Annotated in this window: 16 protein-coding genes; 9 read left to right on the top strand and 7 right to left on the bottom strand. The window is 45.5% G+C overall.

The window, feature by feature from the left end; all coding sequences use genetic code 11:
* Positions 1 to 36: 36 nt before the first annotated feature.
* The 4 genes from rsmA to AC1RNB_RS17140 all read left to right on the top strand — a co-directional run bounded on the left by rsmA (position 37) and on the right by AC1RNB_RS17140 (position 2,953).
* Positions 37 to 792 carry a 16S rRNA (adenine(1518)-N(6)/adenine(1519)-N(6))-dimethyltransferase RsmA gene (gene rsmA, locus AC1RNB_RS17155; RefSeq protein WP_493084823.1) on the top strand — a complete coding sequence of 252 codons (756 nt, stop codon included), beginning with the start codon at positions 37 to 39 and terminating at the stop codon, positions 790 to 792.
* A 33-nt stretch (positions 793 to 825) separates the two neighbouring features.
* The gene (locus tag AC1RNB_RS17150) at positions 826 to 1,752 is read left to right on the top strand and encodes an NAD(P)-dependent oxidoreductase (protein WP_493084821.1); all 927 of its coding nucleotides are present in this window, start codon (positions 826 to 828) and stop codon (positions 1,750 to 1,752) included.
* A gap of 218 nt (positions 1,753 to 1,970) precedes the next feature.
* Complete coding sequence (gene greA, locus AC1RNB_RS17145; protein WP_493084819.1) at positions 1,971 to 2,447, top strand: transcription elongation factor GreA; 477 nt, start codon at positions 1,971 to 1,973, stop codon at positions 2,445 to 2,447.
* Positions 2,448 to 2,551: 104 nt separating this feature from the next.
* A complete protein-coding gene (locus AC1RNB_RS17140) occupies positions 2,552 to 2,953 on the top strand; it encodes an HIT family protein (protein ID WP_493084817.1) in 402 nt (133 codons plus the stop codon).
* A gap of 119 nt (positions 2,954 to 3,072) precedes the next feature.
* Here AC1RNB_RS17140 and ruvC read toward each other — a convergent pair whose 3' ends face one another.
* Positions 3,073 to 3,630 (bottom strand): crossover junction endodeoxyribonuclease RuvC, encoded by a 558-nt coding sequence (gene ruvC / locus AC1RNB_RS17135; RefSeq protein ID WP_493084815.1) that lies wholly within the window; start codon positions 3,628 to 3,630, stop codon positions 3,073 to 3,075.
* 294 nt (positions 3,631 to 3,924) lie between these two features.
* On the opposite strand from ruvC, the gene AC1RNB_RS17130 reads away from it, so the two are divergent.
* Both AC1RNB_RS17130 and AC1RNB_RS17125 read left to right on the top strand, forming a co-directional pair.
* Positions 3,925 to 4,812 carry a lysylphosphatidylglycerol synthase domain-containing protein gene (locus tag AC1RNB_RS17130; RefSeq protein WP_493084813.1) on the top strand — a complete coding sequence of 296 codons (888 nt, stop codon included), beginning with the start codon at positions 3,925 to 3,927 and terminating at the stop codon, positions 4,810 to 4,812.
* A 9-nt stretch (positions 4,813 to 4,821) separates the two neighbouring features.
* Positions 4,822 to 5,622, top strand: coding sequence for a DUF3108 domain-containing protein (locus tag AC1RNB_RS17125; RefSeq protein ID WP_493084812.1), 801 nt, complete (start codon positions 4,822 to 4,824; stop codon positions 5,620 to 5,622).
* Between the two features lie 18 nt (positions 5,623 to 5,640).
* On the opposite strand, the gene AC1RNB_RS17120 is transcribed toward AC1RNB_RS17125, so the two are convergent.
* The 6 genes from AC1RNB_RS17120 to AC1RNB_RS17095 all read right to left on the bottom strand — a co-directional run bounded on the left by AC1RNB_RS17120 (position 5,641) and on the right by AC1RNB_RS17095 (position 10,695).
* Positions 5,641 to 5,973 carry a hypothetical protein gene (locus AC1RNB_RS17120; RefSeq protein ID WP_493084810.1) on the bottom strand — a complete coding sequence of 111 codons (333 nt, stop codon included), beginning with the start codon at positions 5,971 to 5,973 and terminating at the stop codon, positions 5,641 to 5,643.
* Positions 5,974 to 6,110: 137 nt separating this feature from the next.
* Positions 6,111 to 6,980, bottom strand: a complete 870-nt coding sequence (locus tag AC1RNB_RS17115) for an MBL fold metallo-hydrolase (RefSeq protein WP_493084808.1) — start codon at positions 6,978 to 6,980, stop codon at positions 6,111 to 6,113.
* Position 6,981: 1 nt separating this feature from the next.
* Positions 6,982 to 8,298, bottom strand: coding sequence for an MFS transporter (locus tag AC1RNB_RS17110; protein WP_493084806.1), 1,317 nt, complete (start codon positions 8,296 to 8,298; stop codon positions 6,982 to 6,984).
* 134 nt (positions 8,299 to 8,432) lie between these two features.
* Entirely contained in the window at positions 8,433 to 9,230 is a 798-nt protein-coding gene (locus AC1RNB_RS17105) for an undecaprenyl-diphosphate phosphatase (protein WP_493084805.1), read from the bottom strand.
* A 227-nt stretch (positions 9,231 to 9,457) separates the two neighbouring features.
* Positions 9,458 to 9,706, bottom strand: a complete 249-nt coding sequence (locus AC1RNB_RS17100; RefSeq protein WP_493084803.1) for a DUF3098 domain-containing protein — start codon at positions 9,704 to 9,706, stop codon at positions 9,458 to 9,460.
* Positions 9,707 to 9,819: 113 nt separating this feature from the next.
* Positions 9,820 to 10,695 (bottom strand): cell division protein FtsX, encoded by an 876-nt coding sequence (locus tag AC1RNB_RS17095; protein WP_493084802.1) that lies wholly within the window; start codon positions 10,693 to 10,695, stop codon positions 9,820 to 9,822.
* Positions 10,696 to 11,003: 308 nt separating this feature from the next.
* Between AC1RNB_RS17095 and AC1RNB_RS17090 the strand changes: the two genes are divergently transcribed.
* The 3 genes from AC1RNB_RS17090 to AC1RNB_RS17080 all read left to right on the top strand — a co-directional run bounded on the left by AC1RNB_RS17090 (position 11,004) and on the right by AC1RNB_RS17080 (position 17,573).
* A complete protein-coding gene (locus AC1RNB_RS17090; protein ID WP_493084800.1) occupies positions 11,004 to 13,982 on the top strand; it encodes a leucine--tRNA ligase in 2,979 nt (992 codons plus the stop codon).
* A gap of 58 nt (positions 13,983 to 14,040) precedes the next feature.
* Entirely contained in the window at positions 14,041 to 14,322 is a 282-nt protein-coding gene (locus tag AC1RNB_RS17085; protein ID WP_493084799.1) for a hypothetical protein, read from the top strand.
* Positions 14,323 to 14,453: 131 nt separating this feature from the next.
* Positions 14,454 to 17,573 (top strand): S41 family peptidase, encoded by a 3,120-nt coding sequence (locus AC1RNB_RS17080; RefSeq protein WP_493084797.1) that lies wholly within the window; start codon positions 14,454 to 14,456, stop codon positions 17,571 to 17,573.
* Positions 17,574 to 17,586 lie beyond the last annotated feature (13 nt).

Here is a 17,586-nt window from a genome sequence, read left to right as displayed (position 1 = left end):
CCTCACGACTCCCGGTAAATGTCCTAATTTTGCCGGATGCAGTACACCCTCAAAAAATCACTCGGACAGCATTTTCTGAAAGATGAGTCGGTTTGTAAACAGATTGTAGCCGCTTTGCAGGAAGATGATTGTAAACAGTTGATAGAAGTGGGTCCCGGGGGAGGTGCTTTAACCAAATACCTGTTACCCCTCGAAGGTATTGATTTCAGGGCGGTAGAGCTGGATGATGAGAAAGTGGTGTACCTGGAAAAGACCTATCCGGCTATCAGGGGAAAAATCATTCACCAGAGCATCCTCGATATAGATCCGCCTTTTGAAGGGTTGTTTACGGTGGTGGGCAATTTTCCCTATAATATCTCTTCGCAGATCCTGTTCAAAGTGATTGACTGGAAAGAGCAGGTGCCTGTAATGATCGGGATGTTCCAGAAAGAAGTGGCGCAAAGGATCGTATCGAAACCGGGCAGCAAAGTATACGGGATCCTGAGTGTATTGGTACAGGCTTTTTATGAAGTGGAATATTTGTTTGATGTGCCGCCAGAATCTTTCAACCCCCCACCCAAAGTAATGAGCGGGGTGATCAGGCTGAAACGTAAAACAGCAGTGCTGCCGATGAAAAGCGAGCGTGCTCTCTTTACACTGGTAAAAGCCGCTTTTAACCAGCGCCGGAAAATGTTACGCAATTCGCTGAAGAGCCTGTTTGAAGATGAATTTCTACAGGATAGCTTATTTGATAAACGAGCAGAACAGTTAAGTATAGAGCAGTTTGCCGCACTGACCTTTCAGATGCGCTAAGCATCTATGCACTGTTTTCAAAAATAACAGACCTTGAAACCTAAAGTACTCATCACATCCAAAGTTCATCCCTACCTCTTGCAAACACTGGACGCAAAAGGTTACGAGGTCTTACACCAACCCAATATCAACTATGAGGAATTGATGGGATTGATCGGTGAACTCACCGGGCTGGTGGTTACCACCCGTTTAACCATCGATAGAAACCTGCTGGAAAAAGCGGACCAATTGAATTGGATCGGGCGTTTGGGCAGCGGCATGGAGCTGATTGATACGGTGTATGCCGAAAGCCGCAATATCCGATGTGTAAGCAGTCCGGAAGGTAACCGCAATGCCGTGGCTGAACATGCATTGGGTTTGCTGCTGAACCTGATGAACCGCATCAACAGCAGTTATCTCGAGATCAAAGCAGGTAAATGGATCCGCGATGCCAACCGGGGTGATGAACTGACGGGTAAAACCGTAGGTATCATCGGTTACGGCAACACCGGCAGTTCGTTTGCGAAACTATTGACGTCTTTTGATGTAACGGTGCTGGCCAATGATCGGTACAAAGCCGGCTTTGCCAAAGACCATGTACGCGAAGCGGGGGTAGAACAGATAACGAGGTATGCCGATGTGGTAAGCCTGCATTTACCGCTCACAGCAGACACCAGGCATTTTGCGAATGATGCTTTTTTTGATTCGCTGGAACAGCAGCCTTATTTTCTCAGTACCTGTCGGGGGAAAGTGACCGATACCAAGGCCCTGATCCGGGCCCTGCGGCAGGGTAAGATCAAAGCTGCCGCACTGGATGTGCTGGAGAATGAAAAGCTCGAAACCTACACTCCCGATGAGCAGGCAGACCTGGACTGGTTACTGCAACAACCCAATGTGATCATCACCCCGCATATTGCCGGTTATAGTCAGGAGGCTTTTTATAAAATGGCCAGTATACTGCTGGATAAACTCGGAATCTAAGGATCAGCCCGGATTTTACCCTCCAAATGCAGTTGCTGAGGCTGTTTGGCGGGGTTTTCAGAGGCTGAATGTGACATAAGCAGGAAGAAAAGCCCGGAATTCATAAAAACCGGGCATTTTGGGGTAGATTTTAAATGAATTTCTTACTTTTGATATCATGCAACGCTGCAGTCAAATGTGGCGTTGTATTTTTTTTGACTCTACTAAACAGAATGACTATGAGTGAAGCTACCATGTATGTGACCAAGGAGACGTTTGACAGGATGCGTGAAGAGTTGCAAAAAATGAAAGCGGTTGACCGCCCGGCATCTTCCCGCGCTATTGCGGAAGCCCGCGAAAAAGGCGACCTGAAAGAGAATGCAGAATACGATGCGGCCAAAGAGGCGCAGGGCATGCTGGAGGCCAAGATCAAACAACTGGAAGGAGCGATTGCGAATGCAAAGATCGTTGATACCAATTCGATTGATACCAGCAAAGTTACCATCCTCACAAAAGTGACCATTACCAATATGGCTACCAAAAAAACGGTAACCTACCAGATCGTGGGCGAAAAAGAAGCGGATCTGAAACTGAGCAAGATCTCTGCCGGTTCGCCGATTGGCAAAGGATTGATGGGAAAAGTGAAAGGAGAGATCGCTGAAATTCAGGCACCCAATGGTGTGATGAAATTCCGTATTGATGACATTACCATTTAAACCGGTTCTCAACCGATAGCGAAGCGCTGGCTATATGCCGGCGCTTTCTTTTTGTAGTTCCCGCAAAATATCCCAATTTTCCTTTTCTAAAAGGTTCCTGTACCATGACCATCTTTTCAAAAATCATTGCCCGCGAAATCCCCTCCTATACAATTGCCGAGAACGAACATTTCTTTGCTTTCCTCGATATCTTTCCCCTGGTAGAGGGGCATGTACTGGTAGTACCCAAAACGGAAACCGATAAATTCTTTGATGTGGCCGATAACTACCTGTCTGAGTGGTTGCTCTTTGCCAAACCCATTGCCCATGCCATTGAGAAGGCTTTCCCCTGCAACCGTTGCGGCATCAGCGTAGTAGGCCTGGAAGTGCCGCATGCACATATGCATCTCATTCCTATCAATAGTGCAGATGATCTGAACTTTAACCGTCCTAAATTACAATTATCTCCCACTGAATTAAAAGAAGTGCAGGAAAGGATATTGAAGGCGTTGGAAGGTTTTAAGTAGTAAGTTCTGAGTTCTATGTTCTGGGTTCGGAGGGGGTATATAGTGAGTAGTAAGTTTCGATGAATGGCCAGCACTTAAAACATAGAACCGAGAACTTAGAACCCAGAACATAAAACTTCCTACTTAACTCTCCCCGGATTCTTCGCAATAAAATCATCCCACCCCTTTAACCCTTTTACGGCTTTACCCAGTACGGAGCTGTTTTGGTAGTGGTGACAGAGGGCTACGGCCAGGGCATCGGTGGCATCAAAATACTGGGGTTTTTCTTCTATACTGAGGATACGTTGTAACATGCGCCATACCTGGTCCTTATCCGCATTACCATTGCCGGTGATGGATTGTTTCACTTTCTTGGGTGAGTATTCGGTAACCTGGATTTTTGCCTGCATGGCAGCCGCAATGGCCACTCCCTGTGCGCGGCCCAGCTTCAGCATACTTTGCACATTCTTCCCGAAAAAGGGGGCTTCAATGGCAAAAGTGGAAGGGCGATACAGGGTAATCAATTCACACACTTTACTATGAATCATATCAAGCCTGGCATAAATGTCTTTCTCTTTGGTAAGCTTCAGCACATCCATCAGTAATACCTGAGGTTGCCCGTTTTGTATGCGTAAGAGGGCGTATCCCATTACCTGGGTGCCGGGGTCGATGCCTAAGATGATCTCGGGTTTCTTCATTTGGTGAGGTGAAAATACGGAAATGTGGGGCGTGAATCGTGAGTCGTGAGTCGTGAGTCGTGAGTCGGTAAGTAAACTTAAATTGTTAAAGATACTCCCTACTCACGTCTCACGTCTGACGACTCACGATTCACGCTTTTCTATCTCCCCCCGAACACCGTTCTTTGCAGGGAATAACCAATACCAGGGATCCTGAACAAGCGACTGAAAATATTTCTCAACTATTTTGTAGGACCGGTACTATTTGTATGGCTGTCGTATTCCATTTACCGGCAGGTAAAGGAGCAGGGCGATGTGCAGCAGTCCTGGCAGTTGATACTGGCAGCGTTCAGTGGTCCGCAGTTGGAAAAATTCGTGGTCGTGATGCTGCTGATGTTCCTGAATTGGGGTCTTGAGGCCCGAAAATGGCAATTAGCAGTAAAAGGGGTACAGCGGGTATCTTTTGGCCGGGCATTCCGGGCCGTTTTTTCTGGGCAGGCGCTGGGTTTTAACACCCTGAACCGGGTGGGCGAATCGGCGGGTCGGGCGCTTTTTCTGGAAGAAGGTAACCGATTAAGGGGGATTCTCCTATCGGTAGTAGGCAGTATGAGCCAGATCATTGTCACTTTTGTGGCGGGTTTATTCTCACTACTGTACCTTCGCATATATATATTGGATAACAGTCATCACCTGGAAGGGCTGTCTGTTTTCTGGCTGGATGGGTTATTGTACATCATTACCATCGGTGTTTTACTTTTTACACTGCTGTATTTCCGGTTATCCTGGTGTGTACAGTTACTCGAAAAGATACCCTGGATAGCCAAACACAAGTTCTTTGTACAGAAGCTGGAAGATTTTCACTGGAAAGAATTAACAATTATCCTGTTACTTTCTATGTTCCGGTACGTTGTATTTGTGGTACAATATGTGTTATTGCTACAGGTGTTCGAGGTAAACATTGCCTGGCAGGATGCGGCCAGTCTGGTATCGGTGATGTTTCTGGTGTTGGCCATTGTGCCCACCATTGCATTGGCTGAGCTGGGCTTCAGGGGTAAAGTGAGTTTGCAGTTGTTTGGTTTGCTGAGTACCAATACCGTGGGTATCATTGCTACTGCCGCCGGTATCTGGATCATTAACCTCATCATTCCGGCCATTGGTGGAAGCCTGTTTTTGCTGGGAATCAGATTGTTCAGAAATAAATAAGACCTGGATTTGAAAAAGATCGTTCTTCTTTTCGTATTGATTACGGCCGTTAGCTGGCAACCGGCTTCAACAGCATCTGAATTCTGTGGCGGTATCCACAACCTGGCATTTGAAGATGGTGAGAATATATCCTACAATGTATTTTATTCAGTAGTAGGGTTATACATCAACTCCGGCACGGCCAACTTTACAGTAACCCAGACACATCTCAATAACAGACCTGTTTACCATGTTGTGGGCGTAGGTAACTCGAACCCCAGCTACGACTGGATCTTCAAAGTGCGTGATCGTTATGAAAGTTATATAGACACTGCCACTTTAAAACCCCTGAAGTTTATCCGGAATGTAAATGAAGGCGGTTTTAAGAAATATGAGAATATCAGTTTCAATTACCAGGCCAATACCGCTGTAACAACAGATGGCGTATTCAAGATCCCTACCTGTATACAGGATGTGCTGAGTTCAATTTATTATGCCCGTAATATTGATTTCAGTAAATACAAACCAGAAGACAAGATCCCGTTTGCCATGTTCCTGGATAATGAGGTGTTTAACCTGTACATTAAATACATGGGTAAAGAGATCGTGAATACCAAGTACGGAAAATTCAGGGCCATTAAATTCAAACCCTTACTGGTAAAAGGTACCCTGTTTGAAGGTGGCGAAAAAATGACAGTATGGGTGAGCGACGATGCCAACCATATTCCTTTACGGATCGAAAGTCCGATTGTGGTAGGTAGTGTAAAAGTAGATATGATGCAATACCGCAACCTGCGGTATCCGCTCAGTTCCATGATCAGTTTCCGGTAAGGATGGCCTGAGGAACCCTCATTCCAGATGAATCCTGTTTAACTGCGAATGCCGGTAGGCATACATGCAGATGGCCACTATAATGATCGTAGCAACACTGAGTCCGCCGAATAACCCACCTACCAGCGATTGATAATCTTTCTGGCCGATATAGGCGCCTAAAACAATAGAAGCTGCGGAAACCACACCCGAAACAGCAGCGATGATAGCATTGGCTGTTCTGTTGGAGATCTCAATACGGGCATTACAGGTACCGCAATTGGTCACTGAAAAATTATTCAGCTGTACAAATTTCTTAAATGGTATGCGCCCGCCACAGCCGGGGCAGCATGCGATTTGGTTCCTGGACATTGGATATTGGTTTTGTTGGGGGACAATTCCTGCGCCCTAAATTAAGCATCCAATATCCCGGAACACCACAAAAATCACTGAATTTAACGGGTGATATAACTGAAAATCCCCGTAGACAAATCCTACAGCCTGTAGTGCTACAGCTCTGAAAGCCTGAATACCTCTTTGGGGCGGATGCCCTTCTCGGTTGTATGCAGGGTACAGCATTCGTTCTCCGGATCGTGTTCAAAATAGAGGATATAGTCCTTGTCTACTGCCTCCTGCAGAAAGCTTTTCTTCTCCTGCAGGGTAGTAAGCGGGAACATATCATAAGCCATTACATAGGGTAAGGGGATATGCCCCACCGAAGGCAGCAGATCGGCCATATATACCAGCGTTTTACCCTGGTAGCTGATCTGTGGCAGCATCATTTTATCGGTATGGCCGTTCACAAAACGGATCGAGATATTGTCTGTAAAGGGGGTACTGCTCAGTGTGCCGTTGGGTGCCAGGCCTTTGTCCGGGACCTGCACAAACTGCAACTGCCCGCTTTCTTTGATGGGTAAAATATTCTCTTTCAGAAAAGAGGCTTTTTCCCTGTCGTTGGGTTCTGTGGCCCATAACCAGTGATCCTCATTGCTCCAGTACACTGCGTTGGGGAAAGCAGGCACCAGCAGCCCCTCTTCCCGAACAATACTGCCACCACAATGGTCGAAGTGGAGATGGGTTAAAAAAACATCGGTAATATCAGCTTTGCTGAAACCAAGCCGGTTTAGAGAACTATCAAGGGTATCTTTGCCGTGCAGGTAATAATGCCCGAAGAATTTGGCATCCTGTTTATTACCCATGCCATTATCTACCAGTATCAGCCGGTTGCCGTCTTCTATCAGCAAACAACGCAATGCCCAGGAGCACATATTGTTCTCGTCTGCGGGATTCAGTTTGTTCCAGATGCTTTTAGGTACCACACCAAACATGGCACCGCCATCCAATTTAAAATAACCGGTATTGATGGTATGTAGTTTCATGCTAATTAACTTGTCCGGGTTTGTGTTTGGTAACAGAAGCAAAGATCAGCAATACCAGGCCAATGGCAAAGAAAACCACCAGGGCCAGTACCGAATTGCGCTGCGATCCGCTGAGTTCATTGATATACCCAAAACTGAACATGCCGATTACGATGGCAATCTTCTCAGTCACATCATAAAAACTGAAGAAGGAAGTGGTGTCTTTTGTTTCCGGCATCAGTTTGGCGTAAGTGCTGCGGCTGAGTGATTGGATCCCGCCCATCACAAATCCTACTAACACAGCCAGACCATAAAACTCATTCACGCCATCTCTCGGCAATAAATAACCGATCACACAAAGAATGATCCAGAAAGAAACGGTGATCATTAATGCCCGGAAGTTGCCTATTTTTTCTGAAAGTTTAGCAATCAGAAAGGCCCCCGGAATAGCTACCAGCTGAATGATCAGGATGGCAATGATCAGCTTGGGAGTAGGAATGTTTAATTCACTTTTACCATATAAAGTGGCCGCCAGCATTACGGTCTGAACGCCCATATTATAAAAGAAAAAAGCACCCAGATACCGTTTTAGTACCGGCATATGTTTCAGTTGTTTCCATACTTTATTCAGTTCCTTGTAACCATGCGTAAGAATACTGCCGCGATCATGGGCGGTAGCAATCGGGGTACCCTTGGGTAAACGGCTCAGTGCCAGTTGTCCAAACCCCCACCACCAGATACCCACCAGCAGAAAAGAGATCTGCGATGCTTTGCCTACGGTAATGCCGAACAATTCGGGTTTTAATACAAATACAAAACAAACAATCTGCAGAATCACACTACCGGTATACCCCATGGCAAAACCTTTGGCACTAACCCGGTCCTGGTCTTCCGGCGCTGCAATCTCGGGCAGGTAAGAATTATAAAATACCAGGCTGCTCCAGAAACCGATACAGGCAATGATCAGGCAGAGCAGGCCATAAGCCAGGTTGGTTTTATCGTAGAAATACATGGCACTGCAGCCAATACTACCCAGTGTACAGAAGAAGAACAGGAATTTTTTCTTATTACCCTTATAATCTGCGATAGAAGAGAGTAGTGGCGACATGAACGCTACTACCAGGAAAGCGATACCCAGGGCATAATTATAAAGAGAGGTATTCACAAACTCCCTTCCAAACAGCACCACAGAATCGTTGGAAGTAGCATCATTGCCATCTCCTGTTACCGCTTCGTAATAAGCCGGAAAAATGGTGGATGTAATAACCAGGTTGTACACACTGTTGGCCCAGTCGTACATGGCCCAGCCGTTGATGACTCTCTTGGGTGCAGTCTTCATGAAAGAAAATTAAAAATTAGAAATTAAAAATTAAGAATTATTTCTGATATGGCCCGCCTTATTACTTACCAACGACTTTACGATTGGTTATACACTAGGCCCTCAATTTTTAATTGTTAATTTTTAATTGCTAATTATTGCAAGTGTCCTGTCAATACAAGCGCCAGCAACACAGCCCCTACAATCACCCGGTACCAACCAAAGAGCCGGAAACCATGTTTCTGCAGGAAACCGATGAAGAATTTGATGGCCAGCAGGGCAACCACAAAAGCAACTACATTACCGACTGCCAACGCAATGAGATTATCCTGGTTAAAGAGCAATTCAGGTGTGTCTTTATAGGCTTTCAGCAGTTTATAGCCGGTAGCGGCTGCCATGGTAGGTACAGCCAGGAAAAAAGAGAATTCAGCGGCCAGGTTACGTGTCAGTTTCTGCTGCATACCGCCAATAATGCTGGCCGCACTGCGGCTAACGCCGGGGATCATGGCAACACATTGCCAGATGCCGATAGTAAAAGCTTTGGCCAGACTGATATTTTCTTCTTTTTCTACGGTAGGCTGCTGAAAAAGTTTGTCGATGAACAGGAGGATAAAACCACCGAGCAACATGGTAATAGAAACGGTTAGCGGACTTTCCAGCAGGTCATCGATCTTATCAGAAAAAACAGCGCCCAGTGCCAATGCAGGTAACACGGCTACAATCAGTTTGATATAAAAATTAAACCGGTTCAGCGGGAAGAATTTTTTCCAGTACAACACTACCACTGAAAGAATAGCTCCTAGCTGAATGGCTACTTCAAATAATTTGGTAAAGGGATCTGCTGCAATGTGCAGAAAGGAACTGGCAATGATCATGTGCCCGGTAGAAGAGATCGGTAAAAACTCGGTAATGCCTTCCACAATGGCAATTACTACGGCTTGAAAAATCGTCATGTCTTTTGATTCAATGAGTGAATGAGTGATTGAGTGAATGAGTGAATGCTGAATGTAGCAGTTAGTCATTAAATAAATGTTTCCATTCACTCAATCACTCATCCACTCATTCGCTCATTAAAAAAGCGGCTCCACACCGCTTAGTAAATAATAATATCATTTGAAAACAGCATTCCTGACTCACGATTCACGACTCACGTCTCACGATTAACGTCTCACGCGCTGCCTTACGCCGCTTTCGGTTTCTTGAAGATGGCATAAATCTCTACCATCAATCCCAACACAATCAGTATGGGAGCAATGGTAATGCGGGTAGTGCCATATACTTCCGTGGTATCAAATACCTTGGGATCGGCGCTTTTACCACCGCTCATCAGAAACAGGCCAAGGGCCATGATCACACCGCCGATCAGCATCCAGGTATAATTTTCCTTGGCAAATAAAGTAGAATTCACGTTTTGTTTTTGCTCGCTCATGGTATTGATTTGTAAAGGATGTAAGATAGGGATTTTTGGTTTGGAGTTTGGAGTTTGGAGTTTGGGGTTGAGGAAAAAATAACTCCAAACTCCAAACCCCAAACTCCCAACTTCTAATATAAGTCGTCCAGTTTCATTTTCAGGTATTTCATCACACTTCTGTGGGTGCTGTAAACTGAAATGCCGATGCCCAGCAGTATCAGTCCGCCGAATAAGCTGATGGTGAGTTTGGTATCGCGTACGGCTTTCAGGGGTTCAAACTGGTTCTCGGCCCAGGTAATGATAAAAAACAGGAGCACAATGGCAATGCCCGAGCTGATCAGCCCGTTGATCAGTGCCCTAATATTCAATGGTTTTACAATAAAACCGCGGGTGGCCCCCACCATCTGCATGGTTTTAATAAGGAAACGGTTACTGAACATGGCCAAACGGATGGTATTATCAATACTGAAAGTAACGATCAGGCATAAAATAATGGCCACCACCAGGAACACCAGGCCAATTTTGGAGGCCCGCTCATTCAGGTTATTCACCAGCTTGGATGGGTATTTCAGGTCGGTGATCTGGTCTCCGTACACTGCCATCAGGCTCGTAGAGATCTTGTTCAGACTATCGCTGTTCACGTATTCGGCCCGGGCATAAAAATCAATGCTCTCGGGTAAGGGATTGTCTTTTAAAATCTGCGCCCAGTCTTCATTGTTCTCACTGTTCCAGATCTGTCTGGCAGCAACCTTGTCTACATAAGTTACATTCTTGGCAAAAGGCTGGCGGGCAATATACTGCTGGATCTGCCCGATCGTATCCTTGTTCTGTGTACGCAGGTAAGCACTCAGGCGGATATCTTCCTTAAAAGCATTACCTACGGAATTGATGTTGAGAAAGAACCAACCCATGATACCCATAATCAGTAATACCAGTGCCACACCAATAATGCTGTAGATATAATTGGGTTTGCTGCGTTTCATGGATGATTTTCCGATAACTGCCATTCTTTCAAAAAATTTAAGGTGTTTGGTCCCGCAAACGGGGTCGGTACTATGGCAAATGTACGGTTTTGAAGCCTAAAGACTTACATTTGCAGCCACGCTAACGATCATTTTGCTGTTGAAAAATAGCGCATTCCCGCCGGAATAGGGTTAAAGAATTGTTAGGATTGTTTTGAGCCCGGCACCGGTACCCGAATCAGCTGTTGTTGCGTCGCACACTTGTACGGCAGTAACATGGAATAACTTGCTATCCGATAGTCAGTAAAATCAACAAAAAACTACTTAAAACTCCTTTTAACGGAAGAACGAATATGGAATACGATTTCAGGAAAATTGAAAAAGAATGGCAGGCACAATGGAAAGAAAGCGGTGCCTACAAAGTAAAAAATGACTTTACCAAGCCCAAATGTTATGTGCTGGATATGTTCCCTTATCCAAGCGGTGCGGGTTTGCATGTGGGGCATCCGCTGGGCTATATCGCTTCTGATATTTACAGCCGTTACAAAAGACTGAAAGGATTTAACGTATTACACCCCATGGGGTACGATGCCTTCGGGTTACCTGCAGAACAATATGCCATCGAACATGGCGTACATCCTGCCAAAAGTACCGCACAGAATATTGATACTTTTCGCAAACAGTTAGACAATATCGGGTTCTGCTACGATTGGGACCGCGAAGTACGCACCTGCGAGCCGGGTTATTATAAATGGACACAGTGGATCTTTCTCCAGCTCTTCCATAGTTTTTTCAACCGCGCAACAAGGAAAGCGGAAAGCTTAACACAACTGGTGGCAGAATTTGAAAAAAATGGTAATGCGGCACATGAATGTCCGGGTGATGCATCTGTTCGGTTTACAGCCGCCGGGTGGAAAGCTTTCAGTGAAAAAGAAAAGCAGGATATACTGATGAATTACCGCCTGGCTTTTTGCGGCTACGGCGAAGTAAACTGGTGCGAAGCCCTGGGTACCGTATTGGCCAACGACGAAGTGGTGAATGGTGTAAGTGAGCGCGGCGGACATCCTGTTGTAAAAAAGAAATTACGCCAATGGTACCTGCGCATCACCGAATATGCAGATCGTTTACTGGAAGGTCTGGAAACCATTGAGTTCTCCGAAGCCATGAAAGAAATGCAGACCAACTGGATCGGCAAATCCTATGGTGCGGAGATCGATTTTGTGATCGTGAGTCATACCGTGAGTCGTGAGTCGGCAGGCGTGAGTGAACAACTCACTACTCACCCCTCACCACTCACCGTGTACACTACCCGACCGGATACTATTTTCGGTGTAGATTTTATGGTCATTGCACCGGAGCATGAACTGATCGCCACTATTACCACAGCCGAACAAAAGCAGGCAGTGGATGAATATATCACTTACGTAAAAAGTCGCAGCGACCGTGAACGGCAGGCTGAGAAAAAGATCAGCGGTTGTTTTACCGGAGCCTATGCGGTAAATCCGTTCAACGGAAAACAGATCCCGATCTGGATCTCTGAATATGTACTGGCCGGTTACGGAACAGGTGCCATCATGGGTGTGCCCTGCGGCGATGAGCGCGATCATAAGTTTGCCAAACATTTCAATATTCCCATCACCAATATTATTGGCGAACATTATAACGGTGTAGATGCCAATCCCACCAAAGATGCCCAACTGGAGAACAGTGAGTTTCTGAATGGGGTAGTGATGCGCGATGCCATCGGTATTGTAAACGCAAAGCTGGAAGAAATGGGTATCGGTAAAAAGAAAGTGAACTACAAAATGCGCGATGCCGCTTTCAGCCGCCAGCGTTATTGGGGTGAGCCTTTCCCGATCCAGTGGAAAAACGGTGTGGCCGTTCCGTTAAGCGAAACGGAATTGCCATTGTTATTGCCGGAGGTAGAGAGTTATAGTCCCGGCCCCGAAGGCGAAGGGCCGCTGGCCAATATACCGGAATGGGTAGCCAAAGAACTGGAAACGAATACCATGCCCGGTTATGCCGGCAGCAGCTGGTATTTTCTCCGCTACATGGACCCGCACAATACCGAAACCTTCTGCGACCGCAAAGTGAGCGATTACTGGAACCAGGTAGACCTCTACATTGGCGGAACCGAACATGCGGTGGGGCACTTGTTATATAGCCGAATGTGGACCAAAACCTTATACGATCTGGGACATATCGGTTTTGATGAACCCTTCCGGAAATTATTGAACCAGGGGATGATACAGGGGAGTTCGAGGTTTGTATATAGATATAATCAGGTAGCCAACTCTGATTTAGGTCGACCCCCAATCTTCATCTCAAAAGGACTTAAAGACAAATTAGAAAACCCAAGCGTAGGTGAAGAAGAAATTGCCAAGTCATTAAAGAAGATATTCGGTAACGATTTTAAAACCTGGATTGAAGATCAAAGTTTATTTACAACATGGGTAGAGTTAAGAGTCGATGTGAATTTTGTAGATGGTGTTGAATTAGATATCGCAGCTTTCAGGAAATGGAGAAATGGCGAGTACGCCAATGCAATTTTGATTTGCGAAAATGGCGAAATAGTAATGCCAAATACTCCCCTCTCCACAGGTGGAGAGGGGCCGGGGGTGAGGTACATCTGCGGTTCTGAAGTAGAGAAAATGTCCAAATCCAAATTCAACACCGTAAACCCCGATACACTTGTAGAAAAATTCGGTGCAGACACCTTCCGTATGTACGAAATGTTCCTCGGTCCGGTAGACCAGAGCAAACCCTGGGATACCAAGGGCATTGAAGGGGTACACCGGTTCCTCAAAAAACTCTGGCGTTTATTCTTTGATGAGGTAAAAGGTAAAATCTGGACCGAAGAAAAAGCCAGTGCCGAAGAACTGAAAGTATTGCACCGTACCATCCGGAAAATAGAAGAAGATACCGAGCGTTTCAGTTTTAACACAGCGGTAAGTGCCTTCATGATCTGCGTAAATGAACTGGCCGATCTGAAATGCCATAAGCGCGAAATACTGGAACCGCTGGTAATAATGGTCACTTCTTATGCCCCACATATCAGCGAAGAGCTCTGGAAGGCCCTTGGCAACCAAAATTCAGTACTGGATGCCGCATTTCCTAAATATGAAGAAAAATATACAATTGAATCTTCCAAGGAATATCCTGTGAGCATTAACGGGAAAGTGCGTACCAATATTAACATTGCTTTAGATGCAAGTCCCGAGCAGGTGCAGGAAATTGCCATGGCAAATGAACTGGTACAGAAATGGATGGAGGGCAAGCCTTTGAAGAAATTCATTTTTGTGAAAGGGAAGATGATCAATGTAGTTATTTAGTTCTAAACTTTTGGAAAGTTTAGAACTTTCCAAAAGTTACAAACTAAAACTCCGTATAATGAAGAGAAGCTTTACCCTCATTGCTGTATTAACCGGTGCGCTTTTTATGAATGCTGCCAAAGCGAATAACCACAACGATTCTGCGCAGCAAAACCTGAAAGCAAAACTGGAACTGATGGAAAAACATATTCACCAGTTGCAGACCGAAGTAAAAACCTTACGCGAAACCGACCGTGCCCAACAGGCCGAACTCAGCGCTATTAAACAGGGTACACCTGCTACCAGAACCAAAAAACTGGTGATAGACCGCAGGGGTAGCAAACAGGCCAGTTTCCAATAAACTAAATGGAACTTTTGGAAAGTTCTAAAACTTTCCAAAAGTTCTTTACCATCAATTCCAGCCGTTTATATAACTCCTCTTTTTAAATCACCCCGGGGTTGCTTATCTTGTCTGTCACAAAAAATGACTGAATGAGAAAGTTGCTCCTGCTGGCAGTAAGCTGCTGGCTTTATCAGGGTATACAAGCCCAACAACCGGGGTCTTATTTTTTATCTGCCCCCAGTTTAAGTCCCGATGGACAAACCGTCGTTTTCAGCTTTGAAGGCGATCTCTGGAAAGCTTCCGTAGCCAATGGCGAAGCCGTTCGATTAACTGCTATGCAGGGTTACGAAACCAATGCCCGGATCTCACCTGATGGCCAATGGGTGGCATTTACCGGAAGACAAATGGGTAATCCGGATGTGTACCTGATGCCACTGGCTGGTGGTGAGATCAAACAACTCACTTTTCACAGCGGTAATGATGATGTGAACAGCTGGAGCTGGGATAGCCGCAGCATTTATTTCACGTCCAACCGTGCCGGACAACAATCCGGTTATACAGTAGCTATTAACGGCGGTACACCGAAACGTTTATTCGGCGATCATTTCTTTATGCTGGATCATGGCCTGTTCGAACACCCCCGTAGCGGTGATATCTATTTCAACGATACCTGGGAAAGCAGCAGCCAGGCCGCACGCAAACGATATAAAGGACCGTTTAATCCGGAGATCCAGTCGTACAATACCAAAACAAAAACCTACACCAAACACACTAATTGGGAAGGAAAGGATTTTGCCGTGTCGATAGACAAATCCGGTAATATTTATTTCATTTCCGATGAAGCCAATGGCGAATACAATCTCTACACGTTTGAGAAAGGAAAAAAAACAGCTTTAACACGTTTCTCTACCTCTATCAAAGCTCCCATGGTAAATGCCAATGGCGGTAAAGTGGTATTTGAAAAAGATTACCAGCTCTGGTTATATGATGTAGCAGGCAAACGTTCGCAGAAACTCGATATTAAACTGCTGCGCAATAATATTCTTGCGGCTGATAAGGATTACCAGGTAAGATCCAGTATCAGCAACTTCGATATTTCTCCCGACGGGAAAAAAATCGCTTTCACCTCCCGTGGTGAAATTTTTGTAAGTGATGCAGATGGTAAATTCATCCAACAGATCAACAGGAAAAATGCGGAACGTGCCAGAGAAGTGAGGTGGCTGAGCGATAACAAAACCCTGCTCTTTAACCAAACTGCTGATGGTTACCTGAACCTTTATACAGTGGCGGCAGATGGCAGTGCGGGTATCAAACAAATTACCAGCGATCAAAAAGACAACCGTTCAGTGGTACTGAATAAAAGCAGATCCAAAGCCGTATTCCTCAGTGGCAGGGATGAAGTACGTTTGCTTGATCTGAAAACATGGGAAACCAAAACCCTGGTAAAAGATGAGATCTGGGCCTTCCAGAATTCTGATCCCGGATTTTCGCCTAATGAAGAGTATGTGTTCTTTACCGCTGTTCGCAATTTTGAGCAAGACCTGTTTATCCATCACCTGAAAGACAATAAAACCACCCATCTTACTAATACCGGCGTATCTGAATTTAATCCGGTATGGTCGCCCGATGGTAAGTATATCTATTTCAATTCTGCGCGTACCAAACCTTCTTATCCTTTTGGTCCGCAGAACCCAAGAATTTACCGTATGCCATTGGAGAAACTGGACGATCCTTTCCGTAGCGATAAATACAATGAACTGTTTACCACTGAGAAAAAAGACACCAGCAAAAAAGAGCCCGCTGTGGTGCCTATTAAAGTGGATCTGACCCGGATCATGGACAGGCTGGAACAGATTGGTCCTGATTTTGGATCTCAATTCCTGATGACGGTATTACAGAAAGGAGAAAAGACCACCGTGTTATTCGCCAGTAACCATGCAGAGGGCCGCGGTGCTTTGTGGAAAACCACCCTTGAGCCTTTTGAAAACCCTAAAACAGAAAAAATTGCCGGTGCCGATGCCTTCGGTTTTGATTATGCTGCTGCGGGAGATAAGAGCATGGTGTTGATGAATGGCAACCTGTTTAAACTGAACCTCGATGCAAATAAGGTAGATCCGGTTTCAATCACCTACACTTTCCGCCGTAACCTGGCTGCCGAGTTTGCACAAATCTTTGAAGAAACCTGGGCACAGGTAGAACAGAATTTTTATGATGAGAAATTTCACGGATTAGACTGGGTTGCTACCAGGAAAAAATACGCAGCTTTTATTCCTTATCTCAACAGCCGTTCAGACCTGCGGGTATTACTGAACGATATGCTGGGCGAGCTGAACTCTTCGCACCAGGGATTCAGTACGTTCGGGGATGATGAAAATATCAGTCTCTCCAACCGTACCATGGAAACAGGTATCCTGTTCGACAATGAGGATCCTTATAAAGTAAAATCCATTGTAGCGAGAACCAACGCGGATAAAAAAACAGTCGATGTTCGTCCGGGAGATGTACTGGTAAAAGTGAACGAAGAAGAAGTGGATACCAAACTCGATCGTAACATGTATTTCAGCAGACCATCATTGGATCGTGAAATTAAACTGGGTTTCCGTCGCGGTACAGAAATGGTAGAAGTAAAGATCCATCCGCAGCCCTCCCTGTTTATGAATCTGTACGATGATTGGATCGATACCAACCAGAAGCGGGTAGATGATAAAAGCAATAACCGGATTGCTTACCACTGCATGAAAAATATGAGTACGGAAGAACTGGAAAAATTCCTGATCGATATGACACAGGATTTTTACCGGAAAGATGCCATGATCCTCGATCTCCGTTATAATACCGGTGGTAATGTACACGATGAAGTGCTGAAATTCCTGAGCCAGCGTACTTACCTGAACTGGAAATACAGGGAAGGGAAACTGTCGCCGCAGTCTAATTTTGGTCCGGCAGACAAACCCATTGTACTTCTGATCAACGAACAATCTTTGAGTGATGCAGAAGTAACGGCCGCTGGTTTTAAAGCGCTGAAATTGGGTAAGATCATCGGAGCGGGTACCTATCGCTGGATCATTTTTACCAGTGGCGCCGGACTGGTAGATGGTTCTTTTGTACGCCTGCCGGGCTGGGGTTGTTACAGTATTGATGGGAAAGACCTGGAACTGACAGGTGTGGATCCGGATATACAGGTAGGCATGAATTTCGAGGACCGCATCAACAAACGCGACCCGCAATTAGACAGGGCTATTGAAGAGATCCTGAAACAGTTGAAATAAGTACAACATATAT

The sequence above is a fragment of the Sediminibacterium sp. GW821-FHT12F12 genome (assembly GCF_058806635.1).
The sequence above is the reverse complement of the archived record's forward strand: the minus strand, read 5'-3'. Positions and strand labels throughout refer to the sequence as shown.

Coding starts and splice junctions, on each gene's coding strand:
- rsmA (WP_493084823.1), top strand. CDS start 37: ATGCAGTACACCCTCAAAAAATCACTCGGACAGCATTTTCTGAAAGAT.
- greA (WP_493084819.1), top strand. CDS start 1,971: ATGAGTGAAGCTACCATGTATGTGACCAAGGAGACGTTTGACAGGATG.
- AC1RNB_RS17140 (WP_493084817.1), top strand. CDS start 2,552: ATGACCATCTTTTCAAAAATCATTGCCCGCGAAATCCCCTCCTATACA.
- ruvC (WP_493084815.1), bottom strand. CDS start 3,630: ATGAAGAAACCCGAGATCATCTTAGGCATCGACCCCGGCACCCAGGTA.
- AC1RNB_RS17120 (WP_493084810.1), bottom strand. CDS start 5,973: ATGTCCAGGAACCAAATCGCATGCTGCCCCGGCTGTGGCGGGCGCATA.
- AC1RNB_RS17115 (WP_493084808.1), bottom strand. CDS start 6,980: ATGAAACTACATACCATCAATACCGGTTATTTTAAATTGGATGGCGGT.
- AC1RNB_RS17110 (WP_493084806.1), bottom strand. CDS start 8,298: ATGAAGACTGCACCCAAGAGAGTCATCAACGGCTGGGCCATGTACGAC.
- AC1RNB_RS17105 (WP_493084805.1), bottom strand. CDS start 9,230: ATGACGATTTTTCAAGCCGTAGTAATTGCCATTGTGGAAGGCATTACC.
- AC1RNB_RS17100 (WP_493084803.1), bottom strand. CDS start 9,706: ATGAGCGAGCAAAAACAAAACGTGAATTCTACTTTATTTGCCAAGGAA.
- AC1RNB_RS17095 (WP_493084802.1), bottom strand. CDS start 10,695: ATGGCAGTTATCGGAAAATCATCCATGAAACGCAGCAAACCCAATTAT.
- AC1RNB_RS17090 (WP_493084800.1), top strand. CDS start 11,004: ATGGAATACGATTTCAGGAAAATTGAAAAAGAATGGCAGGCACAATGG.
- AC1RNB_RS17085 (WP_493084799.1), top strand. CDS start 14,041: ATGAAGAGAAGCTTTACCCTCATTGCTGTATTAACCGGTGCGCTTTTT.
- AC1RNB_RS17080 (WP_493084797.1), top strand. CDS start 14,454: ATGAGAAAGTTGCTCCTGCTGGCAGTAAGCTGCTGGCTTTATCAGGGT.